This is a genomic window from Microbacterium sp. (assembly GCF_031179285.1).
GTDB lineage: Bacteria > Actinomycetota > Actinomycetes > Actinomycetales > Microbacteriaceae > Microbacterium.
Genome location: NZ_JAPSHY010000009.1, coordinates 1 through 24619, shown reverse-complemented (window position 1 = coordinate 24619; position 24619 = coordinate 1). Strand labels below are relative to the sequence as shown.

The window sequence follows — 24619 nt, the reverse complement described above, 5'->3', positions numbered from 1 at the left end:
TGAACGGTCAGACCGTGAGCAACTCCTGCTCGAGGCGGGCGTACGACGCCTCCATCCCGTCGGCCATGCCGGTGGCGAGGATCATGTCGCGGGTCTCCCTGTCGGGGTACTCGATGAGCGACGTGATGAGCGTCGCGCCGTCCTCCTCATAGAGGTTGAGGTCGTTGAGAACCGATGGCCCCTCCATGCCCTGCATCTTCTCGGTCGTCACCGCACGTCGAGGCGCATCGACGAGCAGCGCCTCGCCCTCGAATCCGAAGGCCTCCCCCACGGTGTCGCCCACTGGTGCCCAGCTGTAGCGGTAGGTCTGCCCCGGCTCCGTGGCGGTGATGCACTCCGTCATCTCCCAGCCGTCGGGTCCCAGCATCCACCGGCGCATCAGCTCCGGGTCGTGGTGCGCACGCCACACCAGATCGCGCGGACCCTCGACCAGACGGGTGATGCGCACGTGCGTGTCGTCGAGCTTCTCGACGCGCGTGCCCTTACCCTGTGCATATTCGCGAAGGTCCTGCAGCACGACGTCGAGCTGCGACATCGCCAGCTTGACGCCCTCGACTTGGCCCATCGACACGACCTGTTCGATGGCGTCGACCGAGGCGAAATGGCTTGTCGTCACCATGCGCGTGCCGGATTCGGTCGGCTCGAAGGTGAACGACATCCGCTGCGCAGGGAAGTCCTCGAGCGGCTTGCCGTCTTCGTCGACGAACGTGTCGAGCACCTCGAACCGGTGGGGCGCCTCGATCGCGAGGAACTCCCACGAGCCCGAGGAACGCTCTCCGCGCGGACCATTCATCGTGTACTGGGCGCGGCCGCCGACCGAGTGGTCCCACGCAGTGAAGCTCGCGGGCCATCCGGGAGGACCCCAGAAGCGCTCAAGCTGGCGCGGATCGCTGTAGGCGCTCCATACCCGCTCAACGGGGGCGTCGAAGTCGGCGACGACGGTCATGGTCAGGTTCTCGGTATCGGTGGTGACATCGGTGACAGGCATTTCAGTCTCCTTGTTCGGTTCGTTCGGATTGGGATGCCGGCGGTTCGGCCAGCAGGTCGTCGAGCCGGGCGATGCGGGATCGCCAGAGCTCTTCGTAGCGCGCGAGGAGCGCTTTGGCGCGGGCGATCATCTCGGGATTCGCGCGGACCAACCGCTCGCGTCCTTCGGCGCGCTTGATGATGAGATCCGCGGCTTCGAGCACCGAAACGTGCTTCTGCACTGCGGCGAATGACATGTCGTAGTCGGCCGCGAGCGCCGACACCGACTGCTCTCGCTCGATCGTCCGACGCAGAATGTCACGTCGGGTCGAGGCCGCCAATGCGTGGAACACACGGTCGATCTCCGCTTCGCTGAGTTCTCTTTGTACAACCATTTGGTTGTACGTTACGACGAAGTGGGTGCCCTGTCAAGGCATTCCTGTGTGTCGGCACCGCCTGGTCCAGGAACACAGAGGCGGCGCCACGCCGGCACGAAGGAGCTTAAGTGGCTAGGAGTCCGGACCTCCAGCGCGACGCCACACGTATGGCGTTGTGGTGGAGACCTTGACCAGGCCAGACCGTTCCAGGATCGGTCGTGAGTATTCGGTCGAGTCGCTGTGGATGAGGGTTTTGCCCAGGCGCAGTGCCGAGCGGGCCCGAGCAGCGGTCAGGGCGCGATAGATTCCCTGGCCGCGCCATTCGGGGCGCGTGGATCCGCCCCAGATGCCGGCGAAATCACTGCCAGGAACGGGGTGGAGTCGTCCCGAGCTGACGATCTCCCCTCCGGCTTCGGCGACCCAGATCTCCATACCGTCACCCGCTTCCAGGCGCTGCAACAGGGCGTTTGCTCGTGCCTCGGAGACGGGGCCACCGAAGACCTCATCGGCCATGGCGCTCATGGCCCTGACGTCCTTCTCGTGTTCGACCCTGCGCAACGTGACGCCCTCGGGTAACTGAACATCGGCGGCGAGAAGCTCAGCTACCCCGAGCATGATCGACTCGGGTTCCTCTGGTAGGAATCCGTGCGCGAGGAGTGCCTCGTGCAGCCCGGGGGCGTGATCGTGACCGCGGGTCTTCCACTCGACTTCCTCGATGGTCGGATCGGCCCGGAAGAACTCTCGCGCTGCCGCGACCAGCTGGCGGATCCGCGTCGGGTCAGCGTCGCCGAGGTTCCGGTAGGTGACGAAGCCGCGACCGGCGGTGAACTCGACCAGCCGCACCGGTCCCAGCGAAGTAGAGGCGACGCCGGGTGCCTCAGCGCCGGTTCGAAGCTGGTCATCGTAAGCGCTCAACAGCGCAGCGGGATCCATCCGGCTCACGCTCGAGAAAGCGGACGCTGCGGCCGCCGATGCGCTGTGCACCTGACCTTCGGGGCGAGATGATGTCACTGTTTCTGCTCCTTTGTGCGAGTACGAGCGCGCGTGAAGATCCGGGTAGCACCGGCGGCGAATACCAGTCCGAGAAGTAGGAACGATACCGCGGCGGGCAGCTGGGCGTCCTCAGGCAGGGAGAGGGCGATGAACCAGCCGGTGACGCCGCTGTCAGCCAGCAGATGGATGACCGCGACAAGCCCCTGGGGCACCGCCGCGAGGATGGCGGCGATGAACAGGGTCCAGAACCCGACGCTCTCGATGGGGCCCATGCTCTCGAATCCGGACACGCGTGGAGAGCGGTCCTTGGCTGCGGGGACGTCGTCGCTGCCGATCTGGCGAGCATGGGTGCCCGGGTCCGCTGCGCTGCCGGAGGAGCCGGACCGCATCTTGTGCATCAGTTCGGGGCCCCTCAGCGTGAGTCGGCGAATTGCCGCCGATCCGAGCACCCAAGGGGTGAGCACGGCGGTCGCGCCGGCTATCGCGATCGAGCCCCACCACAACGATTCGGCGTTCGTGAGGGTTGCAGCCGTGAGCAGTCCTGCGGTAGGGGCGGTCAGCGTGAGAGCCGCGGCGATCGCCACGAATGCTGGCCCGGTGAGGTCGCTGTGACCCGCCGGGGCGTGCCTGGTGGTGTGAGGGTCGGCGACCGGCACCAGGGCGTGCACCGAGAGGAGTACGGCCAGGCCCGAGCCGGCGCCGATCAGTGCGAGGAACGAGCACAGCGCCCAAGGGAGCAACGCAGGATCGGGAGAGAGAAGGCACCCGATCGCCGTGAAGACGGCCCCCAGGCCGCCGAAGACGATCAGCCATGCCACCTGCCGGGCACGTACATCCTCACGCAGTGCGCCCGGGCTCAGGAGCAGCATCCAGAGGGAGGTGCCGCTCGCGCCGTAGAGGTTGCAGGTGGTCGCCGCGCCGAGCAGCACCAGCGCCACGCCCGTGAACGGAAGCAGCCCTCCGAAACCGATGACCAGCGGCAGGGTGGTCGTCCCGATCGCATACGCCACCGGGAGTACGACGTCCTGCAAGCGGAGGGAGTCGCGTCTCCAGCCGAGAAGCTCCTTCCGGAGCCCGCTGACCGGTGGCGTGCTTTCATGCTTCGGGGCCCTGACGACCGAGGCGCGAAGAGGAGCGATGGTCACCACGCGTGTCCAGCAGAGGTAGAGCAGCGCAGCGAGGGCGGCCAGGGCGCCGATCCCCGTGAGGGCGAGGCCCCAGTCGCCATCGCCCGAAGCGTCGACAGCGAGCAGTCCCCAGCTGCTCGGCAGGGCGGCGAGCACGGTGGCGAGAGCTGCGGGAAGACCGGACTCGACGTGGATCATGATGGCGATCAGGAGGATCCAGCTGTGCTGAGCGAGCACGATGATGGCGGCGGTGACGATGGAGCTGATCACCGCCCCCACGCGCGACTTCGACACAGCGGCGAACCAGATCGCTGTGAGACGGGCAGCGACGATCAGGACCAGCACGCTCAGCAGGCTTGCCGGCACTGAGACCACGATCGCGGCCAGCCCCTGGGGGATGGCAGCGACGACGATCGTGGCGAAAGCGGCCAGCCCGACCATGGCAGGCAACCCGGTGCCGGCAGCGACGAGCAACCCTCGCGTCAGGATGCTGGGCCTGACGGGGTGGAGACGGAAGAACTGCCCTGTCAGCTCGGGTCCGCCGGTGAAACTCGGCGCTACCAGCCACCCGACCAGCCAGAGCCCCAGTGCCAGGCAGACGAGATCGCGTCGGGCCGCGGCAGGGATTTCCAACAGCGGAAGCAAGAGCGTGATGCCCGCGAGTGAAAAGCCGAGGGTCGCTCCCAGCGCCCGCTGCAGGGTCTTGCCGCTGGCGACGCGATTGTGCACGAGGGTGCGGTTCAGTTGCACGATCACGTCAGCCATGAGAGCTCCCGGTTCCCGTCGTCCTGCGTTCGGCCCGCCGCGCTGATGAACGCCTCTTCGAGAGTTCCCTCGCTGACGACATCGGCCATCGACGCGGTGCGCACGATGCGACCGGCGACCATGATCGCCACGGCATCGCAGAGGTGCTCCACCAGGAGCATGGAGTGACTGGACATCACCACCGACCCGCCGGCTGCGACGAACTGCTCGAGGATCCCGCGGATGGCAATCGCTGACAGCGGATCGACCGCTTCGAAGGGCTCATCCAGGACGAGAACGCGTGGGGCGTGGATGAGGGCGACCGCGATGCCGATCTTCTTGCGCATGCCGGTGGAGTAGTCCCGCACCAAGGTGCGAGAAACGGAGCCATCCAACTCCAGCAGCTGCAACAGGTCGTTCGCTCGCGCGTCGACGGTGTCGGGCGTCATGCCGTGCAAGCGTCCCCAGTAGCCCAGCAATTCGCTCCCGGACAGGTGTTCGGGCAGGGCGAGGTTGTCGGGCAGGACGCCCAGCAGTCGCCGCGCATCCAGCGGCTGGGTCCAGACGTCAAGGCCGAGCACCTTCGACGACCCGGCGTCAGGTCGGTCCAGGCCGACGGCGCAACCGATCAGCGTGGACTTCCCCGCCCCGTTCGGGCCCAGAAGCCCGGTGAACGACTCCGGCTCGACGACGAGGTCGACGCCGTCGACGGCGACCCTGTCTCGGAAGGCACGGCGCAGCCCGCTGACGGACAGCGCCGGGCTGGCGACGGTGGGAGCGGGTGGTGTGCGTGTCATCGGTGTTCGGCCTTGCGTCGAGGTGTTCAGACGTCGCGGCGGGCGACGTACTCTTCCACGACGACCCCCGACTCGAAGGGTCGCGCCGAGACAAGGTCGAACCGTCGCGGTGCGTACGGTGCATGACCGAACAGCGGGATGCCGGATCCGAAAGCGAACGGGTTGCGCTTGAGCACGAGGCGGTCGATCTGCTCGATGAGGGCTCCCGCGAGCTCACCGCCGCCGCAGAGCCAGATGTCCAGGCCGTCATCTTGCTTGAGTTCGCGCACTGTGGCGACGGGGTCGCGCATCAGCGTGATGCCCTCCGCGACCTGCTTGTCGCTGCGGCTTGCGACGTACTGACGCAGGTGCGGGTACGGGCTGTCGATCCCGATCTCCATGCCGGGCAGCAGGGTGTTCCAGCCCATCACGACGGTGTCGAACCGTGTCCCGGGCGCCTCGAGGCCGAGCGCTGCCAGAACGTGGCTGGGGATCGCGTCCCCCAGCTCCCCGAACATGACGGAGGAATGGTCCCCCTCCACGAGGAAGGCATCGAAACCGCCGTCGGGGGCGGCGATGTGGCCGTCCAGGGAGACGGCTACGTAGTAAACAAGTTCGCGCAATTCGCGCTCCAATCACGACATGAGTAGTGGTCCAACAGATACTACGACATCTGTTGTGGTTTGCGCTAGTCTCGGATCATGGCCAGAAACGACGACCGTCGAGCCGTCCTCGCGGACGCGGGCATCCGCGTACTCGCTCAGTCCGGTGCGCGCGGCCTCACCCACCGCGCCGTCGACGCCGAAGCCGGCACTCCACGCGGCACAGCGTCGAACTACTTTCCGACACGCGACGCGCTGATCGCCGAGCTGGTGAGCCGCATCGGGGAACGCCTCACCCCCGACCCGGAGCTGCTGGCGTCCCGCGCGACGCAGAAGCCCACCCGAGCGCTGTTCGCCACGTACATCCGTGACGTGATCGTCCGGCTCAGCACAGATCCGGACGTGTCGCTCGCCCTGTTCGAGCTGCGGCTGGAGGCGGCACGGCGCCCGTCCGTCGCCGAGTCGCTGGGAGCTTGGCGCCGCCAGGCGTTCGAAGGCGACGTGGACTTCACCTCCCAGGCCGGACTACCCGGCACGCGCAGAGAGATCGCGCTGTTCCACTACGCCATCGACGGGCTCATGCTGGACCGCCTCACTGTGCCGATCGACCCGGAGACCCCCACCGACGACATCGTCGAGGACCTCGTCACCCGACTGCTTGCGTGACCCCGCGGCCGACCCTCGACCCCGCGCAATCTGCGATCCAGGAGGAGCTCATGACGATCGCATCCACCGGCCCCATGCACGTCACCGGTGCGGAACCGTCTGGTGTGGCCGCCCAAGTCGAACGCAGTGCGCGGACCTCGCGCTTCACCGTGGGGGAGGTTGGCCGGGGTTCGTCCCTGGGCCCCGTCCCTCACGTGGTGACCGACTCACTCGCTGCGACCGTGCACCGGTCTGGCATTCTTCGGAGGCGGTCCGACCTCATCGACGGTGTGCTCGCCGCAGAGCACCTTGGTCACGACGGCCCGCTCAATCCGCGTAACAGTGAACCATCGCATCGCCTCACGCAGTCGGCACCAGCCAACGAGGTACCACAGGCCTCCGGTCGAGGCGAACAGCACGGGCTCGACGTCACGGGTCGTCGTGGCCCCGTCCCGCGAGACGTAGCGAATGCGAACGACTCGCTGCTCCGACATCGCCTCCTCCAGTGCCGACCTGATCGCGCGAGAAGCCGAGGGAGGGGCGTTGACCCAGACGCGGCCGGCAAGCTCGTCCGCGCGGGCCCTGGTCCGGGGGTCGAGGACGTCCAGGATCTTCCGAACACCTGCTGCAGCCAGATCGGCATAGGGGGCATCGGGTGCGGCGGATATGGCAGCCATGAGTGCCACGGCTTGCGGGGCCGACAAGCTCACCGGCGGCAACGACGCACCGACCGCGATCCCGTAGCCGCCTCCGGGGCCAGGACGTGACCAGATCGGTGCACCGCTGCGTTCCAACGAAGCGAGGTCCCGCTTGACGGTACGCACAGAGACCTCGAGTTCTCTCGCCAGCCGCTGCGCAGAGCACCCCCGCGAGCCGCTGCGGCGCAGCATCTCCGAGATCGCCTGGAGTCGCTCCACGCGCTTCACTGCTCACCACCTCCGCAAAATCAGAGACACAAATAGTGACATACACCTGCCCACATCATCCAAGAAAGTGATTCCATGACAACTACGACGACCAGCTCACCCATCGTCCTCATCGCCGGCCATTGGCTCGGTGCCTGGGCGTGGGATGAAGTTCTCGAACATCTGAACGCCGACAACACCAGGGCCACCGCGATCACCCTGCCGGGCCTCGATAGCGACGATCCTGCGCGTTCGACCAGGACCCTCGACGACCAGGTCGACGCCGTCAGCGACGTGCTCGCCCGGCTCGACGCGTCCGCGGAACAACCCGCGACGCTCGTCGCCCACAGCGGGGCCAACGCCCCGGTCAGCGTGGTCCTGGACCGCCATCCCGAGCTCGTTCGTCGCGTCGTCTGGGTCGACTCAGGTCCGGCGGCGCCAGGGATGGCCTTCGCCCCCGACTTCCCTCAGCAGCTCGAAGAGCTTCCCCTCCCACCCTTCGACGACCTCGCACAGCAGGCGAGTCTGGACGGCCTCAGCCCCGAGGTGCTCGAGCGCTTCCGCACCCGCGCAGTCCCGCAACCTGGGCCCGTGCTTCGTCAGCCCGTCGAGCTTGTCAACGACGCCCGCAACTCCGTCCCGACCACCCTGGTGTGCTGCTCGATCTCTAGCGCATCGGTGCTGGATATGGCCCGGGAGGGGCATCCCATGTTCGCTGAACTTGCGAACCTCGAAGCCCTCGAAGTCGTCGACCTCCCGACCGGCCATTGGCCGATGTGGAGCCGACCCGCAGACCTCGCAGAGGTCATCCGGTCAGCAGCGTCACGAACCGACTGACGTGCAGAGGCGCTTGGGGGTCAGCCGCGCAGGCAGGTCCTGGCGGATGACATCACTGAGGTGCGCCGGGTCGTCGTATCGATCGAGCCCGTACTCGGCCTCTCCTCGGGGGAGGTCTCCCTAGAATTGGGCTCGCGCACATCGTTCTTTCCGGCGGGCGCCGGATCACACGTCGAGAGAGTCTCGCTATGGCAGTCGGAGTGCCGTCCGAACACCTCGGGGAAGCCGCCGCCACCCTACGCGCGGGGCACAGGGACGACTTTCCCGCACTGGTACGCGTGTGGCGCAGCGCCGTCGACGCGACGCACCACTTCCTCCCCGAGGTGGACCGGGAGTCCATCCAAGCGCTTCTGGCGTCGGAGTACCTGCCGGCGGTCCGACTGACAGTTGCAGAGATCGACGGCCGGCCGGTCGGATTCGCCGGGACGAGCGACCGCAGGCTGGAGATGCTCTTCGTGCACGATTCCATGCGCGGACGCGGCGTCGGTTCGACGCTGATCGGACACGTGGTGCGCGAAGAGGGAGTCGTCGTGGTGGACGTCAACGAGCAGAATCCCGCCGCGGTGAACTTCTACACGTCCCGCGGGTTCGTCATCGTGGGGCGCAGTGATCACGACGAAGCCGGTCGCCCGTACCCCATCCTGCACATGTCCCGCGACGTCACACGCGCTCAGTGACCGGTCGACCCGGCGCGTATTTGAATCCCACATGCGAGGCGGCCATGCCCAGCCTCTCGTAGAACCGATGCGCATCCTCGCGGGCGGCGTCGGATGTCAGCTGCACCAGAGACGACCCGGTTGCCGGGGCGGCGACGTCCATCACCCAGCGCATCATCGCCGAACCGACCCCGCGTCCCCGCCACTCACGGCTGACCCGGACGGCTTCGATCTGCAGCCGAGTCGCACCTCGACGGGCGAGCCCCGGAATGCGCGTCAGCTGGAACGTCGCGACGACACGACCCTCAGCGTCGACGCCGACGACCAGCTCGTTGCTCGAATCGGAGAGGATCTCCTCCATCGCGTTGCGGTAGGCCGCATCGTCGTCGTCGCGGTCGCCTCGACGGCGAGCGACCGCATCATCGACGATCAGGTCCACCAGGGCGTCCACGTCGTCGTTGCCTGCCCGGCGAAGCGTGACCCGACCGGTTCGAACGGGCAGATCGACGGGGAGAATCAGGTCCGCGAGCACGCCCCCACTCTCCCATACCCGGATTCGATGATCGGTCAGGTGCCCTCTCCCCGGCCTGAGGCCCCGCAATCCTTACTGCTCGCTTCGGTGATCGGCGTCCGTCCTGACACGGGCGCGTTCGCCCTGGCGGCCGAACAGGCTCAGCACCTCGACCGGCATACCGTCAGCGCTCCCGAACCAATGGGGCACGTGCGTGTCGAACTCGGCGACCTCGCCGGGGCCCAATCTCACATCATGCCTGCCGAGCATGAGTCGCATGGTTCCGCTGAGCACGTAGAGCCATTCGTACCCCTCGTGCGTGCGCGGCTGCGATCTCACCTGGCTGCCCGGGATGAGGATCTTCCATGCCTGCACAGCGCCCGCGTGCGGCGTCAGCGGGATGACGACACGACCGCGGATCCGGCGCGGCTTCAACCGCACACGCGGGTCTGCGACCTCCGGCGCACCGACGAGTTCATCGAGCGGAACGCGGTGAGCCTGAGCGAGCGGGAACAGCAGCTTCAGACTGGGCTCGCGCTGGCCGGTCTCCAACCGCGAGAGCGTGCTCTTGGAGATTCCGGTCGCCTCCGCCAGGGCGGTCAGCGTCAGTCCCCGTTGCTGTCGCAACCACTTCAGGCGCGGACCCACCGCCTCCAACGCCACCTCGACATCCTCGTGTCCGCTCATGGTGCGAGTATGGGCTCGTTTCCCAGGATCAGCAACGGGGTTTGCCAACCGAAGAGCCGGGCAGGCAACCTTCACCCATGTCTCAAATGCCGCTCACCCCTGCCGAGGGCACCACCGCCCCCGTGCCGATCCCGCCACCGACGAAGCATGAACTCGCACTCATGATCTGGGTCGCGGTGCTTCCGACGCTCACTGTGCTCAATCTCCTTCTCGGCGAGCTCCTCGCGGGAATCCCCTCGGCCCTCCGCACCGTAATCCTGGTCACCATCGCCGTCCCTGTCGTCGTGTACGGCCTCATGCCCCAGCTGCACAGCATCCGCCGCACGCTCTACACACGCAGAGCGCGAGAGGTACACTGAACACTGTTCAGGAGACCGTGATCGCGTAGTCGGGACAGGAGCGAACGATGATGATCGTTCCCGTCGACGGCGGTACACCCGCCCTCCTTGACCGGCTGAAGACGATCCGATCGGCGGGCGACGTTCCCCTCGTGGGGGATGCACGCTGGCCGTCAGCCCTCTGGCAGGAGATCAGTGCCCGCGCCTCCGCTGCTGATGTCCCGTCGAGCACAGCGTGGGCGACTCTGACCTCAGGCAGCAGCGGTTCGCCGCTTATCGTTCTTCGCACCTCCGCCTCGTGGGCGGATTCCTTCGGCACGGTCGCCTCACTTCTGGAGGCGGGCACTGACGACGTGGTCGCGTTGCCGGCACCTCCGTCGGCGTCCTTGACCCTGTTCTCGCTGGCGCACGCCCTCGCGGACGGCCCCCGGCCGGCGCTCGGATCTGCCGTCCAGAGCGGCGTCACATGCCTGCACGGGACGCCGCAGGCGCTACGCGCCGTGCTGGACGCCGGTCCTCCCTCGGCATTGAAAGCCGCGCTGGTGGGTGGCTCTCATCTCGATGAGGCGCTCGCTGACCGCGCGCGGGCGGCGGGGATCCGCCTCACCGCGTACTACGGGGCAGCGGAGCTCTCGTTCGTCGCGGTCGATCAGGGGGACGGATTGCGGCCGTTCCCCGGTGTGGAACTGAGCATCCGTAAGGGCGTGCTGTGGGTGCAGTCACCGTTCGTCGCCTCAGGATACGTGGGCGCTGGCGGACCTCTGCGGCACGAGAACGGGTGGGCGACCGTCGGCGATCGCGCCGAATTCCGGGAAGGTCGGCTGCGATTGCTGGGGCGCGGCGATGACGCGATCCTGAGCGCCTCCGCGACCATCGTTCCGGAAGAGATCGAAGAAGTCCTGCGATCCATTCCGGCAGTTGTGGATGCCGTCGTGTTCGGCCTGCCGCAGGAACGCATCGGCTTCTTGGTCGGCGCCTTGGTCGAACTCGCAGACGACGCTGACCTCTCGCAGGTTCGCGAGTTCGCCCGCGGTAGGCTGTTGCCCGCGCACATGCCACGGCAGTGGTTCGCCGGGCGGCTCCCACGCACCTCCTCGGGAAAACCTGCACGGCAAGAGGCGGTGCGCCGGGTGATGGCGAAAGAGGTGCCGCGGATTGATGTCTGACGAGGATCCCGTGATCATCGCCGCCCGCCGCACCCCCATCGGCACTCGAGGACGAGCCCTGGCGCGGCTGCGGGTGGAAGAACTCGCTGCACCCACGATCGTCGCCGCTCTCGCCGACGCTGAATCGGCTGCCCGGTCACCGCTCGAAGTCGCGGATGTTCTCCTGGGCAACTGCATGGGCCCGGGGGGCAATCCGGCTCGAGTCGCCGCGCTGGCGAGCGGACTCGGTGTCGATGTACCGGGCGGGACGGTCGACCGCCAATGCGGAAGCGGGCTGGCTGCGGTCGTGGACGCCGTCGCCGCGATCCGTGCGGGAGACCGGCGCGTTCGGATCGCCGGGGGTGTGGAGAGCGCGTCCACAGCCCCGATACGCAGCGTGGGAGGGGTGGCGTACGATCGCGCCGCCTTCGCGCCGGATGGCTTTCCCGACCCCGACATGACGAGGGCCGCGGAGGACCTCGCGCGTCATGATGGAATCTCCAGGCGACGGCAGGACGATCATGCCGCACGCAGCCATGCTCGCGCCCGTGCTGCGCGCGACGCGGGTCGCTTCGATGCGGAACTGGTGGCACTTGCCGGGCTCCGAAGCGACGATGCCATCGGCGGCGCCCAACCGTTGCTGGCTCGCTTGCCTCCGCTGTTCCTCGGCGGCTCCGTGACCGCCGGTACCTCTACCCGTATCGGAGACGGTGCGGCGACGGTCGTCGTCGCTCCCCCGGGTGTCGCGCCGGGGCTCGCCGTACGCGCATCCGCCGTCATCGGCTGCGACCCCGCGCTCCCCGGAGTCGGAGCGGCGCCCGCCATCGACCAGGTTCTGCGCAGGCTGGGGGTTTCGGTGGCCGACGTCACAGCGTTCGAGATCGTTGAAGCTTTCGCTGCACAGAGCCTCGCCGTCCTGGATCGTCTCGGCATCGCCGAAGGCGACCCACGGGTCTGCGCGGACGGCGGTGCCCTGGCGCTCGGACATCCTTGGGGCGCCAGTGGCGCGATCGCTCTCGTGAGGCTGTACACCCGACTGGCGAGAAGCGGCGCGTCCGCCGGGTCACTCGGGGTCGCTGCGGCCTCCGTGGGCGGCGGTCTGGGAATCGCCGCCGTCGTTCAGGTGGTGCGATGAAGATCCGTCTCGGATCCGTGCGGAGAGTATCGGGCGACCCCGAACCGTGGGCGAACTCACTCGAAGATCGCGAGGCGACGCGTCGCGGTGGCGCTGTGCGCTGCCATCCCCTCGGAATCTGAGATCACCTGCACCGCGTGCGCGAGCTCGGGCGTGGCCTCGCGGGCGATGCGCTGGTAGGTGAGCGGCTTGAGAAAGCGCGAGACCGACAGCCCGGCGCTGTGCTTGGCGCCGCCCGCCGTCGGCAGCACGTGGTTGGTACCGGCCATGCCCTTGTCCGAGTACGCCACCGTGCTCCAGGGGCCGATGAACAGCGAGCCGTAGTTGCGGAGATTCTCGTGGTACCACGAGTCGTCTGCGGTGAGCAGTTCGAGGTGCTCGGGCGCCAGATCGTCCATGAGAGCGGCCGCCGTCTCACGGTCTGCGGCGACGGTGACCACGCCATAGTCGCGCCAGGCAGGACCGCAGATGTCGGCCGTCGCCAGCGTCTCGAGTTGCCGGTCCACGGCGGCGATCACCGCGCGGCCGTGCTCCTCTGACGTCGTCACGAGGGCGGCCGGGGAGTTGGGCCCGTGTTCCGCCTGGCCGAGCAGGTCGGCCGCGACGAGTTCGGGATCGGCGGTCTCGTCCGAGATCACGGCGACCTCGCTCGGGCCGGCCAGCAGATCGATGGCGACCGCTCCGAAGAGCTGGCGCTTCGCCTCGGCGACGAAGGCGTTGCCGGCGCCGACGAGCATGTCGACGGGGAGGTCTCCGAGCAGCCCGTACGCCATCGCGGCGAGCGCCTGAACTCCCCCGAGCACGAAGACGCGGTCGACACCGGAGAGGTGAGCGGCATAGACGACGGCATCATTCGCCCCGCCGCCGGGCTGCGGCGGGGTGCAGGCGATGACGGTCGGGACGCCTGCGGCCTTCGCCACGCCGACCGTCATGAATGCACTCGCCGTGAGCGGGAAACGCCCGGCGGGGAGGTATGCACCGACACGCGAGACCGGAATGTACCTCGCGCCGGTCACGAGTCCCGGGACGAGCTCCGTCTCGAAGTCGCTGAGGTGCGCACGCTGCTCGCGCGCGAACGCCTGCGTGCGCTCGGCACCCAGTTCGATGGCCTTGCGGAGCTCGGGGCTGAGGCGCTCGCCGCTCGTGGCGATCCGGTCGGCTGTGAGCTCGATGTCGCCGCCCTCGTACCGGTCGAGCTTGCGCGCATAGTCGAGCACGGCATCGATGCCTCGCGACTGAATGTCGCCCAGCATCGCGGTCACCGTCTCGATGACCGCGGGATCCCGCTGAGCGGCGGGAGCGTCGACGACTGGGGTCTTCAGGTGATGGAAGGAGCCTTCGAGGCGTTCGAGGACTGGTGTCGAGTAGCGCATGCAGGAAGGCTAGATCGGTTGCGGATATCCGACAAGCCTGATGATACGACGCGATCCATAGGGTTTACCATTGCTTGTGACCATCACCCAGCTGACCGCGTTCCTGGCCGCGCTCGAACACGGCTCCTTCACCGCGGCGGCGACGAACCTGAGGATGACGCAAGCGTCGGTGTCGGAGCTCGTCGGACGCCTGGAACGCGAACTCGGCGTCACCCTGTTCACGCGGGGCAGCAGGCGGCTCGTGCCGACGGCGGCGGCGCTCGAGCTTCGCCCCCACGCGAATCAGGCGGTGAGCGCTGTTCAGAACGGGATCGACACCATCAGCGCTCTGAACTCTCTCGATCGCGGTACCTGCACCTTCGGGGTGCTCCGCAACGCGGCCTATTACGCTCTGGCCGACCTCGCGGAGACGTTCCACCTTCGGTACCCGAATGTGCGGTTGCGGCTCGTCGGCATCAACTCCGCGCACGTGGCGCGCTCGATCGCGAGCGGAGAGCTCGAAGCGGGGTTGCTCGTGCTTCCCGTCGACGAGGACGGCCTCGAGGTTCGCCCGCTGTTCCGCGACGAGGTGCTGTACGCATCGGCGGCGCGACCCGCTGATGCGGGCCCCGTGACCATCGACGAGATCGCTGCGGCGAAGCTGGTGCTGTACGACGCGTTCGCCGGGTGGGACGATCCCACGCGTCGGCAGCTGCTCGAGCGCGCGCGCCTTCGCGGCCTCACGATCGATCCCGCGATCGAGGTCGAGAACGTCGAGACAGCACTCGACCTTGTCGCGGCCGGAACCGCCGACACCGTCGTATCGCGGTCGATCGCCGAATCCGAAGGCTTTCCCTCCGGCATCCGCACATTCTCTTTTGCCGAGCCGGTGCACGACACGATCGCGCTCGTTCGACGCGAGGGGATGCTGCTGTCGCCGGCGACGCACCGGCTCGCTGAGCTCGCGGAGCAGATGCTGCGCGAGCGCCTGCCCGAGCACCGGGGGCGCATCCCACTTCAGGAACGCCCGCCGTCGCCGAATCAGTAGATGTCCATCCGCCGGTCGTCGAAGAGGTGGTTGTGCGGGGGCAGGGACTTCTCGCGCGCGGATGCGAGAGAGAGCACGGCCGTGGCGCCCATCACCGCGCGGAAAGCGACGATCCAGCCCTGCTCGTCGACGATGGCCGTTCCGTCGGTCCAGTCCACACCTCGCTCGGACCCCCAGCGATCGGCGATCACCACCGGCAGCCGCGACGACCGCGCCGCGGCCATCGCCTGGATGAGCTCGGGGGCGTGCTCGCCCGCGGGACACGGCACCAGTGGCCAGTTGACCGGCAGTGCGAGCACATCCGCCCCGGCGAGCGCGAGCCGACGGGGCACCTCCGGGAACTCGTTGTCATAGCAGAGCGCCACGCCAAGGCGCCCGAATGAGGTGTCGACCACGATCCCGGCCTCGGTGCCCTGGTCGAAGACGAGCTTCTCGATCCCCCACAGGTGCGACTTGCGGTAGTCGGCGAGTCGGCCATCGCGGGTCAGCACCGCGGCGGTGTTGTAGAGCCTGCCGCCGGCGGTTTCGGCATAGCCCACCACGACGACCGCACGCTCGGGAATCGCGTCGCAGACCGCACCCCAGCGCGCATCGTCCGACGTGAGCGCGGCCTTCTCGGCCTCCGCGCGACCCGCGAACATGTACCCGCTGGTCGCGAGTTCCGGCAGCACCATCAGGCGCGTTCCACGAAGGGCTGCGGCCGAGATCGCGTCCCGGATGCGGCCGAGATTCCCATCGAGGTCGCCGATCAGGATCTCAGGCGACAGAGCTGCGACCCGCACCTCGTCGACATCTGCAGACGTCACTTTCTCATCTCCCCTCAGAGACGGCGAAGCGCGAGGAGCCGTCGGCTCCTCGCGCATCGTCGTTCTCAGTCGTCTTCGGTGGCCGTCACCATCACGCCGAGCGGGGCGAGGTAGCCGTTGGGGTCGATCGTCCAGTCAGCGGCGGCGGCCGCTTCGACGACCTCCGGCGCCCACTCCAGGTACACGCGATCATCACCGCCGTTGATGACGAGCACCGTGCCGCTGCCGGTTTCATCCCCCTCGACGCAGCGGTACGAGCGCCACGCGCCCTCGGGCACCGAGAAGGCGTCGCCGGGGCCGAGGTTCACGGCCGTCAACAAGTCGTCATTGAGCGTGACCTCCCAGCGACCGGTCTTGAACAGCAGCGCTTGCGTCTTGTCGTGGCGGTGCCGCAGCACGCCCTGCCCTGCTTCGGCCTTGACCCATGCGAGGTTGAACGAGTGGGGCTCGTGCACGTTCGGCACCTGGCGGCGGTTCTCGGACATGCCGTAGCCGATCACGGTGGCAAGCTCCACCCGCCCACCGTCGACCGCAGCGCACAGCAGCGCCGCGGAGGAATACCTGCGGTCCCCCGGCTGGATCACCCGTGAGCGCATGTCCTCGACCGTGTAGGCGGTGAGCTCGTCGATGTAGTGCTGCTTCATGGGCGTGATGAGCGCGACGTCGTCCGGAAGCTCATCGCCCGCGACGGTGTCGATCAGCCGGTTGTCGGCCGTCAGGTGCAAGCCGTAGGACTCCGCTTCGCGAAGCACCGACGGACCCCAGATGATGCCGCCGTTGTCGTCGCGCCCGAGCACCGTGTAGAGGATGCCGTCGTCCGGCCCCTCGTTGGTGAACCCCCGGAAGATCCAGGTCGGAATGGTGATGACGTCGCCGTCGTGGCTGACGTACTCGCCCTGCTTGCCGTCCACACCCCAGCGCAGGCGGAACTCGCCGCCGAGGTTGATGAAGACCTCCGCCGTGAAGTGCAGGTGCAGGTTGTTCGAGATGCCGTTGGGCATGCCCGCGGCACCGGTGTTGAACCCGTGCTTCTCCTCGAGGTTCACGTACTGGCTGGCGTTCTGCGAGACTCCGGCACCGATGAAGGCATAGTTCTCCTTCTGGTCCGACCCCGGCGTACGGCAGTCGATGAACGCCGAGTTGCAGGGAACCCAGTCTGTGCGGCGGATCGTGCGTCGCTCGATCTCGGTCGTGTCGACGATGACCTCGCGGTTGTCGACGATGACGTCACTCATTTCTTCTTCTCCTTGTCGATCTTTCGTTGATCAGTAGATGTTGGACGGGCCGACCGGCTCGTCTCCGCGTGACCCGGCGATCTGCGCGCGCAGGGCGATGTCGTCCCAGATGCGCACTTCCTTGACCAGCGCGCCCTGATGCAGCGTGAACTGCGAGATGCCGAGCACGTCGACCGGCTTGCCGGTGAGGGGTCCGTAGTTCGGCCTGCCGTTGTAGTCGCCGACGAATTTCCAGGTCACCGCGACCCGGAGGCCGGCGTAGCGCACGTCGTAGTTCGTCTGGATGTCGCGGATCTCGAACCGACCGCCCGGGAACGATTCGAGGAACCGCAGCAGCGCACGTCGGTAGCCCTCGGGGCGGATGATCGTGCGATTGCCGACGGTCTGCAGCACCAGGTCACGGTGGAAGAACTTCTCGACCTTCTGCAGGTCGCGCTCGTTCCAGACGGTCTGGATCATGTCGAGCACCGTCTCGACCTCGGACCGGTGCTCATCCGGGCGGGGCCCGGAGTCGCCGACAGCGATCGGGTCGGCCGGCGCCGACTCCGTCCACGAGCCGGTGTAGCCGCGGAAGGCCTGCGCGCGTGCCAGCTCATCGAGGTCATCCCCGTTTTCTAGTGCGCCGGCGAGCGTGTCACGAACGACCCACTCCTCGACCATGCGTCCGCGCCGGTACAGGCAGTTCGCGATCGTGCGGCTGTGCTGCGAGGTCAGCAGGCTTCCGGAGAGCACGAGGTGCGAACTCAGGAAGGCGTCGTCGCCGCGCGCCTCCCAGATGACGTCCTCCGCCTGACCGGTGCGGTCGGGCGTGGCCGAGATGCGCATCAGCGTGCCCTCGATGACCTCATCGCGCGTGGTGGAGGTTCCGTACGCGCCGTGGACGATCGAGTCGGGTTCGTAGTTCTCGCGGATGTAGCTGATCGACCGGTCGACCCAGATGAGGTCAGTGACCTCACGGATGAAGTCGTCGGGATCTTTGTATGGCTGGTAGGCGACCGGATCGAGAGGCACGCTGTTTCACTCCTTCAGACATCGTCGCCTGCGATCCTCGGTGGTCGCAGGGTGTCGTTGTTGGCAGTGTATGCGTATGCACAGCGGTATGCAAGAGCGTCAAGTGAGGCACACGGCTGTCCCGATGACGCGGCGCCTCGCACAGTGAGCGAATCGTCAGCGGACAGCGGGGGCGGCCAGCGTGCGCCGCAACCGGAACGATGAGGTAAACCGCTCCCGCTCCAGTTCTGCGTCCGGATCCTCGATCCGTCGCACGATCAGGTCGGCAGCGGCGCGTGCCATCCCGGCGATATCGAAGCCGACCGTCGCGAGGTCCACGATCGGCCAGGCGGCCTCGGGCAGATCGTCGAAACCGATCACCGACAGGTCTTCCGGCACGCGCAGTCCCGCGCGGTGTGCCGCGTTCAGCGCGCCGTATGCGATGACGTCGTTGCCGCAGAAGAACAGCGTCGGCACGCGGTTGCTCGCGAGCAGCTCCGCCGTCGCCGCCTCCCCGGCCTCGGCCGAATACGCGACCCTGCGTACGTCGGCCTCGTCGAGATTCAGGCCCTGCGCGGTGAGCGCCGCTCGGAGTGCCCGCTCACGGCTCTGCGCCGTGCTCGTGTTGCGCGGTCCGAGGACGGCCCCGACATGGCGATGCCCGAGACGCACGGAGTGCTCGACCGCGTCTCGATACCCCGGCGCAGGGTCGACGACGGCGGCATCCGCATCGATCAGCGAACTCGTGCGGTTGAAGTACACGAACGGGAGTCCACGATCCTTGAGCCTCAGCGGGACGACCGAGTCCATCATGGTGGTCGCGAGCACGACGCCGTCCAGGCCGTTGGCCACCAGACGCTCGGCGATCGTGTCGTTGTCGGCCGTCTCGGTGTGGAGCATGAGCTGATAACCCAGCTGCTCGAGCTCGCGATGCAGCGGCGCGATGATGTGCGAGTAGAACTGGCTGTCGAGTTCGGTGAGAAGCAGTCCGATCCGTCGGGTCCGCCCCGATGACAGTGCGCGACCCGCCTCGCTGGGCACATAGCCGAGCAGCCGCGCGGCGTCTCTGACGCGCACCTTCGTCGCCTCAGAGACCCGCGAGTCGTCGCGCAGAGCTCGCGACACGGTCGGCTGCGATACGCCGGCCAGCCGCGCGACATCCCGACTCGTCACCATCAGACACCTCCCTGGGCTCATCGGATTCTATCCCTTGACCCGCGAATGCATACGCGGTCATAATTGCGACATACGTATGCAACGAAAGGACCGGACATGCCTCAGTACCTGAAGAGCGCACCGACGAAGACCTTCGCGGACACCGCGCAGAGGGATGTCGCCGAGCGCGTGCACGCCATCATCGACGACATCCGGCAAGACGGCGACGTGGCCGTGCGCCGGTATGCGGAGCAGTTCGACAACTGGAGCCCGGAGTCGTACCGCCTCTCCGATGAGGAGGTCGAGCGCATCATGGGCACGCTCGATGCGCAGGTGATCGCCGACATCGAGTTCGTCCAGGCTCAGGTGCGCCGCTTCGCTCAGGCGCAGCGCGACTCGCTGACCGACATCGAGATCGAGACGCTTCCGGGCGTACGGCTCGGCCAGAAGCATGTGCCGGTGCGGGCGGCCGGTGCCTACATCCCGGGCGGCAAGTATCCCCTCACGGCATCCGCCCATATGACGATCATCACCGCGAAGGTCGCGGGAGTCCCGCGCGTCGTCGCGTGCACCCCGCCGATCCGCGGCGAGATCCCTGCGGCGACCATCGCCGCAATGAAGCTGGCCGGCGCGGACGAGATCTACGTGCTCGGTGGCGTGCAGGCGGTTGCGGCGATGGCCGTCGGCACCGACACCATCGCCCCGGTCAACCTCATCGCCGGTCCCGGCAACGCGTATGTCGCCGAAGCCAAGCGTCAGCTCTTCGGCGAGGTCGGCATCGACCTCTTCGCAGGCCCCACCGAGATCCTCATCGTCGCCGATGAGAGCGCCGATCCGTTCTTCACCGCTGTCGACCTGCTTTCACAGGCCGAGCATGGTCCCGAGTCCCCGGCCGTGCTGGTGACGACGTCGCGCGCACTGGGTGAGCAGGTCATCGACTGGATCGAGCGGCTGCTGCCGAACCTCCCCACCCGCGACTACGCAGAGCCTGCGTGGCGGGACTGGGGTCAGGTGATCGTGGCCGATGACCTCGACGAGGCCTACCGGATCGCCGACGAGTTCGCCTTCGAGCATGTGCAGATCTTCACGGCGAACCCCCGTGAGGCCCTCACCCGTATGCACGACTACGGCGCGCTGTTCCTCGGTGAGGACACATGTGTCTCGTACGGCGACAAGGTGATCGGCACCAATCACGTGCTGCCGACGCTGGGCGCCGCCCGCTACACCGGCGGCCTCTGGGTCGGCAAATACCTGCGCACGGTGACCTATCAGGAGATCACCGACGACGCATCCTCCGCAAAGCTGGGCGAGATCTGCGGCCGCGCCGCCAGGGTGGAGTTCTTCGAGGGCCACGCTCGCTCCGGCGACGCGCGCGCCTGGCGTCACACCGGGAAGACGTTCGGCTGGATCGACGACGCGCACGCTGTCGAGGCGAGCGCGCGATGACCGACCTGACCGGTCGCAACGCCGTCATCACCGGCGGCGGCAGCGGCCTCGGCGCCGCGATCGCCCGGTCAGTGCACGCGCGCGGAGCCTCGGTGATCCTCGTCGGCCGGGATGAGCGCAAGCTCGCCGCCGTGGCCGACGCACTCGGCGACCGCGCACGCTGGCTGTCCTGCGATGTCGCCGACGCGGCATCCGTCGATCGACTGCGAGATGCGCTCGTCGGCACCGACGTGTCGATCCTCGTCAACAACGCCGGCATCCCGGGTCCGGTCGCGGCCCTCACCGATGTCTCGGTCGAGGATTGGGACGAGGTGTTCGCCGTGAATGTGCGGGGAACGTACCTGATGTGCCGTGCGCTTCTCCCCGGGATGATCGAGCGGGGCGACGGCGACGTGATCAATGTCGCCTCGGTGTCGGGTAAGCGTCCGCTGGCGCACCGCACGCCCTATTGCGCATCGAAGATGGCGGTGATCGGCCTCACATCGACGCTCGCCTTCGAGGTCGGCCCGGCCGGCGTCCGCGTCAACACCCTCTCGCCCGGCCCGGTCGCCGGTCCTCGGATGGAGCGCAATTTCCGTCTCGAGGCGGAGCGCTCAGGATCCAGCGTCGACGACGCGGAACAGGCGTTCGTCTCGCGCGCCGCGCTCGGTCGCATGGTGACGGAAGACGAGGTGGGTGCCGCGGTCGTGGCGATGCTCGGGATGCCGGGCATGTGCGGCGCCGACATCGATCTCTCGGCCGGAATGGTCGCGTGATGGATTCGCTTCGCACCCGCGCCCGCCGCGGCGAGCGACTCATCGGCGCACTGTTGCGGATGCCGTCGGAGGAGCTCGTCGAGATGGTCGCCGTCGCGGGTCACGACTACGTGCTGATCGACTGCGAGCACGGACCCGCCGATGTGATCGCCCTGCGCCATCACATCGCCCTGGCGTCGCTGCACGGTGTTCCCGTCGTCGTGCGGGTGGGCGAGAACGACCCGGGACAGATCCTGCGTGTGCTGGATCAGGGCGCCGAGGGGATTCTCGCCCCGCACCTGGACACCGCGGCTGACGCCGAGCGCGTCGTCGATGCCGCGCTCTACCCGCCCCTCGGCCATCGGGGCTTCGCGACCTACAGCCGAGCCGGCCGTTTCGGCGAGATCGATGCCGAAACGCACCGGGAGCGATACCTCGAGAACACGCTCGTGCTGGGCATGATCGAGTCGCCGTCGGGTGTCGAGAACGCCGCCGACATCATCGGGGTTCCCCGTCTCGACGGGATCATGGTCGGCCCGGCCGACCTCGCCGCATCCTCACGCGCGAACGACCGACCGGTTCCCGCGGCGATCGCCGCCGTCAACGCCGAGCTCGCCCGGGCGCGGTCGCTGCGCATGGACATCGTGGGAAGTCGCGAAGCCGCCGAAGCGGCGTTCGAAGCCGGTGCGGGCCTCGTCGTCTACAACCTCGCCCACTCCCTCATGGGACACCTGCGCGATCTGTCAGGCGCTCGGCGCTGAGGCCCGCTCAGTCCCGCAACCGCGCGTGCCACGCGCGGATCAGCCGGCCGAACTCATGCGGCCGCTCGATCGGAAGCAGATGCCCGGCGTCGTACGAGACCAGTCGCGCGCCTTCGATCTCGTCGACGATCTCGGTGTGGAAGCGCGGCGGGCAGATCACGTCGTCTATGCCTGAGACCACCAGCGCCGGCATCCGCAGCGACGACAGCCTTCCCAGGAGATCCACCCGGGTCGCCTGCATCCGAAGCTGCGCTCGCAGCGTCGCTGCTCCCGTCGCGTCTCCCATCGCGAGCACCCGCTCGACGAGGTCCGGCCGATGATGCGCGCCGGGCGAGAGCAGCGATGGCAGGATGCTGTGCTGCAGCGAGCGCGGATCCTCTCCGGCGTCGAGTCTGTCCGTCCAGGCTTGCCAGCCCTCGAGTTGGCCGGGCGTCGGTGCCTTCGCGTTCGTCGAGATCAGGCACAGCCCGGCGACTCGTCCGGGCATCGCGAGTGCCAGCTCCATCGCGACGATTCCGCCGAGCGAGAGCCCGGCGATCGCGAAGCGCTCCGGCAGGGCGTCACCCAGCGCCGCCACCTGCTCGTCCATCGTCTCGCACTCGAGCTCTGGGCGGATGGCCTCGTCCAGACCGGCATCCGCCCAAAGTTCGTGGGTGCAGTTCATGCCGGCCAGCAGCACGAGCGGAAGCATGTCAGCCCTTCACGGCGCCGTCGCTGAGTCCTGCCACGAGGTACTTCTGCGCGATGAACGCGATGACGAACACCGGGATGGTGAGCAGCATCGACGCGGCACCCGCCTGCTGCAGCATCGGCAGCGTCTGCCCGAGCTGCGTGGCGATGAACACCGGAACGGTCTTCGACGACGTGTCGGTGAGCACGAGCGCGGTCAGGTACTCCTGGAAGGCGAAGAGGAACACGAAGATGCCCGCCGTCAGGATGCCTGGACCCATGAGCGGGATCATCACCCGACGCAGCATTCCGATCCTGGTGCAGCCGTCGATCATCGCGGCCTCATCGAGCTCTCGCGGAATCTCGGCGAAGAAGTTGCGCAGCAGCCAGATGGTGAACGGCTGGTTGATGGCGACCAGGGCGATCGCCAGAGCGAACGTCGTGTCATAGATTCCCATGGCCCGGCTGATGTCATACATCGGCAGCACGACCGCGAAGCGGGGCAGCGCTCGGAAGATCAGCGCCAGCACCAGCAGGATCGCCGACACGTAACTCGGGAACCGCGACAGCGCATAGGCGGCGGGGATGCCGATCACCAGCGCGACGACGGTCGAGACCACCGCGACCACCAGCGTGTTGACGAGGTAGTCGGCGAAATAGGTCGTCTCCCACAGGTCGACGAATGCCTGGAAGGTGGCCTCGTAGCCGAAGAGCACCGGGGGGTTGGCGAACGCGACATCGGTCGGCTTGGTGACCGAGAGCGTCATCCAGATGAACGGGCTCAGCATCACCAGGCACAGGATGCCGAGGAGCAGGCCCGTGATGACCGGCGGACGGCGACCCGCGCGCCTGCGCGTGGACGCACCGCCGGTGACGATGGCCCTCGTGGAGAGCTCGGCGGAGGTGAGACTCATCGTTCGGCCTTCGCTTCCTTGAAGATGCCCCGGATGAACGGGATCAGCATGATGAGGATCAGCAGGATGGTGAGCACGTTGATCGCGCTGCCCAGGCCCAGCCGCTCCGCGCCGTCCGCGAAGGCGACCGAGTAGACGTACAGCATGATCGACTCGTTGCCGATGGACTGCGCCTGCGGAGACAGCGGGATGAGGTTGTCGAACATGCGGAGCACATCCATGATCGTGATCAGGGTGACGAACCCGAGCACACCGCGGATCGTAGGGATGATCACGTGGAGATGCGTCTGCAGTCCGCTCGCTCCGTCGATCTTCGCGGCCTCCTTCAGCTCGGCCGGCACGCCCTGGAGGCCGGCGAGGATGATGAGCATGGCGAACGGCAGCATGTGCCACACCGTGTTCGCGGTGACGAGGATGGCGTTGGGCACCTGGTCGGTGAACCACAGCACCTGCGTGCCGCCGAAGAACCCGATCAGCCGGTTCACCACCCCGCCGAAGTTGTCGTCGAAGAGCCACGAGAAGGCGACGGCACCGACGAGGTTCGGCAGCACGTACGACACCAGCATGATGCCGAGGACGAGCGGGCGAGATGTCGTGATCCGGTTGATCCCCGTCGCGATGATGTATCCCGCGACGAGCAGGATGACGGTGGTCACCACGGTGACGGTGACGGTGAACATCACCGCCCGGTGGAACCGCGGATCGGTGAGGGCTTCGGCGAAGTTGCCGAGGCCGACGAACAGGCCGGGGGTGCCGTAGCGGACCTCTTCGAAGCTCCATTGCACCGTGCGCACCAGCGGGAGCACGAGGAGCGCACCCATCACCAGCAGGCTCGGGAAGAAGAGCAGCCAGAACTCACGTGCCTTCATGTGCGTCCTTCCTTGGACGGGACTGTGGCCTGAACAGCGCGTTCAGGCCACAGTCGTCGGCTGATCGGGTCAGCCGGCGAACTTCTCGCCGGCGGCCTGCATCTGCGCGAGACCCTCGTCGACGGGGATGTTGCCGTTGAGGATCTCGACCAGGATCGGGCGGATCTCGTTGGTGACGTCCGCGAGGATGGGCGAG

The 24619-nt window shown here is 67.6% G+C and carries 27 protein-coding genes; 10 read left to right on the top strand and 17 right to left on the bottom strand.

All coding sequences use genetic code 11. From position 1 onward, the window contains the following. Positions 1 to 7: 7 nt before the first annotated feature. From RIN18_RS07540 to RIN18_RS07515, 6 genes are all read right to left on the bottom strand, one after another. Positions 8 to 988, bottom strand: coding sequence for an SRPBCC family protein (locus RIN18_RS07540; RefSeq protein WP_309103343.1), 981 nt, complete (start codon positions 986 to 988; stop codon positions 8 to 10). A 1-nt stretch (position 989) separates the two neighbouring features. Then, a complete protein-coding gene (locus tag RIN18_RS07535) occupies positions 990 to 1361 on the bottom strand; it encodes a helix-turn-helix domain-containing protein (protein ID WP_309103342.1) in 372 nt (123 codons plus the stop codon). Between the two features lie 114 nt (positions 1362 to 1475). After that, positions 1476 to 2276, bottom strand: coding sequence for a GNAT family N-acetyltransferase (locus tag RIN18_RS07530; RefSeq protein WP_309103461.1), 801 nt, complete (start codon positions 2274 to 2276; stop codon positions 1476 to 1478). Positions 2277 to 2350: 74 nt separating this feature from the next. Further along, positions 2351 to 4228 (bottom strand): hypothetical protein, encoded by a 1878-nt coding sequence (locus RIN18_RS07525; RefSeq protein WP_309103341.1) that lies wholly within the window; start codon positions 4226 to 4228, stop codon positions 2351 to 2353. Then, positions 4216 to 5004 carry an ABC transporter ATP-binding protein gene (locus tag RIN18_RS07520; protein WP_309103340.1) on the bottom strand — a complete coding sequence of 263 codons (789 nt, stop codon included), beginning with the start codon at positions 5002 to 5004 and terminating at the stop codon, positions 4216 to 4218. The genes RIN18_RS07525 and RIN18_RS07520 overlap by 13 nt, the downstream gene beginning before the upstream one ends. Positions 5005 to 5030: 26 nt before the next feature. Further along, positions 5031 to 5606: a dihydrofolate reductase family protein gene (locus tag RIN18_RS07515; RefSeq protein ID WP_309103339.1), complete on the bottom strand. Its 576-nt coding sequence runs from the start codon at positions 5604 to 5606 to the stop codon at positions 5031 to 5033. 78 nt (positions 5607 to 5684) lie between these two features. Here RIN18_RS07515 and RIN18_RS07510 point away from each other — a divergent pair, with 78 nt between their 5' ends. Continuing rightward, positions 5685 to 6251, top strand: coding sequence for a TetR family transcriptional regulator (locus RIN18_RS07510; RefSeq protein WP_309103338.1), 567 nt, complete (start codon positions 5685 to 5687; stop codon positions 6249 to 6251). Between the two features lie 206 nt (positions 6252 to 6457). Here RIN18_RS07510 and RIN18_RS07505 read toward each other — a convergent pair whose 3' ends face one another. Then, on the bottom strand, positions 6458 to 7156 hold the full coding sequence (locus RIN18_RS07505; protein ID WP_309103337.1) for a YafY family protein: 699 nt from the start codon (positions 7154 to 7156) through the stop codon (positions 6458 to 6460). A 75-nt stretch (positions 7157 to 7231) separates the two neighbouring features. On the opposite strand from RIN18_RS07505, the gene RIN18_RS07500 reads away from it, so the two are divergent. Further along, positions 7232 to 7972 carry an alpha/beta hydrolase gene (locus tag RIN18_RS07500; protein WP_309103336.1) on the top strand — a complete coding sequence of 247 codons (741 nt, stop codon included), beginning with the start codon at positions 7232 to 7234 and terminating at the stop codon, positions 7970 to 7972. A 188-nt stretch (positions 7973 to 8160) separates the two neighbouring features. Then, on the top strand, positions 8161 to 8649 hold the full coding sequence (locus tag RIN18_RS07495) for a GNAT family N-acetyltransferase (protein ID WP_309103335.1): 489 nt from the start codon (positions 8161 to 8163) through the stop codon (positions 8647 to 8649). Here the strand turns inward: RIN18_RS07495 and RIN18_RS07490 are convergent. Together RIN18_RS07490 and RIN18_RS07485 are read right to left on the bottom strand one after the other, a co-directional pair. Beyond that, complete coding sequence (locus RIN18_RS07490) at positions 8633 to 9160, bottom strand: GNAT family N-acetyltransferase (RefSeq protein WP_309103334.1); 528 nt, start codon at positions 9158 to 9160, stop codon at positions 8633 to 8635. The genes RIN18_RS07495 and RIN18_RS07490 overlap by 17 nt on opposite strands. A gap of 72 nt (positions 9161 to 9232) precedes the next feature. Next, positions 9233 to 9826: an XRE family transcriptional regulator gene (locus RIN18_RS07485; RefSeq protein WP_309103333.1), complete on the bottom strand. Its 594-nt coding sequence runs from the start codon at positions 9824 to 9826 to the stop codon at positions 9233 to 9235. Positions 9827 to 9903: 77 nt separating this feature from the next. Here RIN18_RS07485 and RIN18_RS07480 point away from each other — a divergent pair, with 77 nt between their 5' ends. Genes RIN18_RS07480 through RIN18_RS07470 form a run of 3 tightly spaced genes read left to right on the top strand, consistent with a single transcriptional unit; the run spans position 9904 to position 12444 of the window. Continuing rightward, entirely contained in the window at positions 9904 to 10185 is a 282-nt protein-coding gene (locus RIN18_RS07480) for a hypothetical protein (RefSeq protein WP_309103332.1), read from the top strand. A 47-nt stretch (positions 10186 to 10232) separates the two neighbouring features. Further along, positions 10233 to 11330 carry an AMP-binding protein gene (locus tag RIN18_RS07475; RefSeq protein WP_309103331.1) on the top strand — a complete coding sequence of 366 codons (1098 nt, stop codon included), beginning with the start codon at positions 10233 to 10235 and terminating at the stop codon, positions 11328 to 11330. Continuing rightward, complete coding sequence (locus RIN18_RS07470; protein WP_309103330.1) at positions 11323 to 12444, top strand: thiolase family protein; 1122 nt, start codon at positions 11323 to 11325, stop codon at positions 12442 to 12444. The genes RIN18_RS07475 and RIN18_RS07470 overlap by 8 nt, the downstream gene beginning before the upstream one ends. Before the next feature lie 56 nt (positions 12445 to 12500). Here RIN18_RS07470 and hisD (RIN18_RS07465) read toward each other — a convergent pair whose 3' ends face one another. Next, positions 12501 to 13817 (bottom strand): histidinol dehydrogenase, encoded by a 1317-nt coding sequence (gene hisD / locus RIN18_RS07465; protein WP_309103329.1) that lies wholly within the window; start codon positions 13815 to 13817, stop codon positions 12501 to 12503. Positions 13818 to 13893: 76 nt separating this feature from the next. Here hisD (RIN18_RS07465) and RIN18_RS07460 point away from each other — a divergent pair, with 76 nt between their 5' ends. Next, entirely contained in the window at positions 13894 to 14844 is a 951-nt protein-coding gene (locus RIN18_RS07460; RefSeq protein WP_309103460.1) for a LysR family transcriptional regulator, read from the top strand. Here the strand turns inward: RIN18_RS07460 and RIN18_RS07455 are convergent. The 4 genes from RIN18_RS07455 to RIN18_RS07440 form a co-directional block, all read right to left on the bottom strand. After that, on the bottom strand, positions 14838 to 15650 hold the full coding sequence (locus RIN18_RS07455; protein ID WP_309103328.1) for a nitrilase-related carbon-nitrogen hydrolase: 813 nt from the start codon (positions 15648 to 15650) through the stop codon (positions 14838 to 14840). The genes RIN18_RS07460 and RIN18_RS07455 overlap by 7 nt on opposite strands. A gap of 65 nt (positions 15651 to 15715) precedes the next feature. Next, the gene (locus RIN18_RS07450) at positions 15716 to 16885 is read right to left on the bottom strand and encodes a hypothetical protein (protein WP_309103327.1); all 1170 of its coding nucleotides are present in this window, start codon (positions 16883 to 16885) and stop codon (positions 15716 to 15718) included. 30 nt (positions 16886 to 16915) lie between these two features. Continuing rightward, positions 16916 to 17896, bottom strand: coding sequence for an ester cyclase (locus RIN18_RS07445; protein WP_309103326.1), 981 nt, complete (start codon positions 17894 to 17896; stop codon positions 16916 to 16918). A 156-nt stretch (positions 17897 to 18052) separates the two neighbouring features. Further along, entirely contained in the window at positions 18053 to 19051 is a 999-nt protein-coding gene (locus RIN18_RS07440; protein WP_309103325.1) for a LacI family DNA-binding transcriptional regulator, read from the bottom strand. A gap of 96 nt (positions 19052 to 19147) precedes the next feature. Here RIN18_RS07440 and hisD (RIN18_RS07435) point away from each other — a divergent pair, with 96 nt between their 5' ends. The 3 genes from hisD (RIN18_RS07435) to RIN18_RS07425 are packed head-to-tail and all read left to right on the top strand — an operon-like array spanning position 19148 to position 21971. After that, positions 19148 to 20476, top strand: a complete 1329-nt coding sequence (gene hisD / locus RIN18_RS07435; RefSeq protein WP_309103324.1) for a histidinol dehydrogenase — start codon at positions 19148 to 19150, stop codon at positions 20474 to 20476. Continuing rightward, positions 20473 to 21231 (top strand): SDR family oxidoreductase, encoded by a 759-nt coding sequence (locus RIN18_RS07430; RefSeq protein WP_309103323.1) that lies wholly within the window; start codon positions 20473 to 20475, stop codon positions 21229 to 21231. The genes hisD (RIN18_RS07435) and RIN18_RS07430 overlap by 4 nt, the downstream gene beginning before the upstream one ends. Continuing rightward, the gene (locus tag RIN18_RS07425) at positions 21231 to 21971 is read left to right on the top strand and encodes an aldolase/citrate lyase family protein (protein ID WP_309103322.1); all 741 of its coding nucleotides are present in this window, start codon (positions 21231 to 21233) and stop codon (positions 21969 to 21971) included. Before RIN18_RS07430 ends, RIN18_RS07425 begins: the two co-directional genes overlap by 1 nt. A gap of 7 nt (positions 21972 to 21978) precedes the next feature. Here the strand turns inward: RIN18_RS07425 and RIN18_RS07420 are convergent, their stop codons facing one another. Genes RIN18_RS07420 through RIN18_RS07410 form a run of 3 tightly spaced genes read right to left on the bottom strand, consistent with a single transcriptional unit; the run spans position 21979 to position 24423 of the window. Continuing rightward, entirely contained in the window at positions 21979 to 22662 is a 684-nt protein-coding gene (locus RIN18_RS07420) for an alpha/beta hydrolase (RefSeq protein WP_309103321.1), read from the bottom strand. 1 nt (position 22663) lies between these two features. Then, positions 22664 to 23554 carry a carbohydrate ABC transporter permease gene (locus tag RIN18_RS07415; protein ID WP_309103320.1) on the bottom strand — a complete coding sequence of 297 codons (891 nt, stop codon included), beginning with the start codon at positions 23552 to 23554 and terminating at the stop codon, positions 22664 to 22666. Beyond that, positions 23551 to 24423: a sugar ABC transporter permease gene (locus RIN18_RS07410; protein ID WP_309103319.1), complete on the bottom strand. Its 873-nt coding sequence runs from the start codon at positions 24421 to 24423 to the stop codon at positions 23551 to 23553. Before RIN18_RS07410 ends, RIN18_RS07415 begins: the two co-directional genes overlap by 4 nt. Positions 24424 to 24619 lie beyond the last annotated feature (196 nt).

Excerpts from the sequence above, each read along its gene's own strand:
- RIN18_RS07500 (WP_309103336.1), top strand. The coding sequence starts at position 7,232 with ATGACAACTACGACGACCAGCTCACCCATCGTCCTCATCGCCGGCCAT.
- RIN18_RS07430 (WP_309103323.1), top strand. The coding sequence starts at position 20,473 with ATGACCGACCTGACCGGTCGCAACGCCGTCATCACCGGCGGCGGCAGC.
- RIN18_RS07475 (WP_309103331.1), top strand. The coding sequence starts at position 10,233 with ATGATGATCGTTCCCGTCGACGGCGGTACACCCGCCCTCCTTGACCGG.
- RIN18_RS07420 (WP_309103321.1), bottom strand. The coding sequence starts at position 22,662 with ATGCTTCCGCTCGTGCTGCTGGCCGGCATGAACTGCACCCACGAACTT.
- hisD (WP_309103324.1), top strand. The coding sequence starts at position 19,148 with ATGCCTCAGTACCTGAAGAGCGCACCGACGAAGACCTTCGCGGACACC.
- RIN18_RS07470 (WP_309103330.1), top strand. The coding sequence starts at position 11,323 with ATGTCTGACGAGGATCCCGTGATCATCGCCGCCCGCCGCACCCCCATC.
- RIN18_RS07450 (WP_309103327.1), bottom strand. The coding sequence starts at position 16,885 with ATGAGTGACGTCATCGTCGACAACCGCGAGGTCATCGTCGACACGACC.
- RIN18_RS07425 (WP_309103322.1), top strand. The coding sequence starts at position 21,231 with ATGGATTCGCTTCGCACCCGCGCCCGCCGCGGCGAGCGACTCATCGGC.
- RIN18_RS07535 (WP_309103342.1), bottom strand. The coding sequence starts at position 1,361 with ATGGTTGTACAAAGAGAACTCAGCGAAGCGGAGATCGACCGTGTGTTC.
- RIN18_RS07525 (WP_309103341.1), bottom strand. The coding sequence starts at position 4,228 with ATGGCTGACGTGATCGTGCAACTGAACCGCACCCTCGTGCACAATCGC.
- RIN18_RS07530 (WP_309103461.1), bottom strand. The coding sequence starts at position 2,276 with ATGGATCCCGCTGCGCTGTTGAGCGCTTACGATGACCAGCTTCGAACC.
- RIN18_RS07495 (WP_309103335.1), top strand. The coding sequence starts at position 8,161 with ATGGCAGTCGGAGTGCCGTCCGAACACCTCGGGGAAGCCGCCGCCACC.
- RIN18_RS07415 (WP_309103320.1), bottom strand. The coding sequence starts at position 23,554 with ATGAGTCTCACCTCCGCCGAGCTCTCCACGAGGGCCATCGTCACCGGC.
- RIN18_RS07410 (WP_309103319.1), bottom strand. The coding sequence starts at position 24,423 with ATGAAGGCACGTGAGTTCTGGCTGCTCTTCTTCCCGAGCCTGCTGGTG.
- hisD (WP_309103329.1), bottom strand. The coding sequence starts at position 13,817 with ATGCGCTACTCGACACCAGTCCTCGAACGCCTCGAAGGCTCCTTCCAT.
- RIN18_RS07440 (WP_309103325.1), bottom strand. The coding sequence starts at position 19,051 with ATGGTGACGAGTCGGGATGTCGCGCGGCTGGCCGGCGTATCGCAGCCG.
- RIN18_RS07510 (WP_309103338.1), top strand. The coding sequence starts at position 5,685 with ATGGCCAGAAACGACGACCGTCGAGCCGTCCTCGCGGACGCGGGCATC.
- RIN18_RS07520 (WP_309103340.1), bottom strand. The coding sequence starts at position 5,004 with ATGACACGCACACCACCCGCTCCCACCGTCGCCAGCCCGGCGCTGTCC.
- RIN18_RS07480 (WP_309103332.1), top strand. The coding sequence starts at position 9,904 with ATGTCTCAAATGCCGCTCACCCCTGCCGAGGGCACCACCGCCCCCGTG.
- RIN18_RS07485 (WP_309103333.1), bottom strand. The coding sequence starts at position 9,826 with ATGAGCGGACACGAGGATGTCGAGGTGGCGTTGGAGGCGGTGGGTCCG.
- RIN18_RS07540 (WP_309103343.1), bottom strand. The coding sequence starts at position 988 with ATGCCTGTCACCGATGTCACCACCGATACCGAGAACCTGACCATGACC.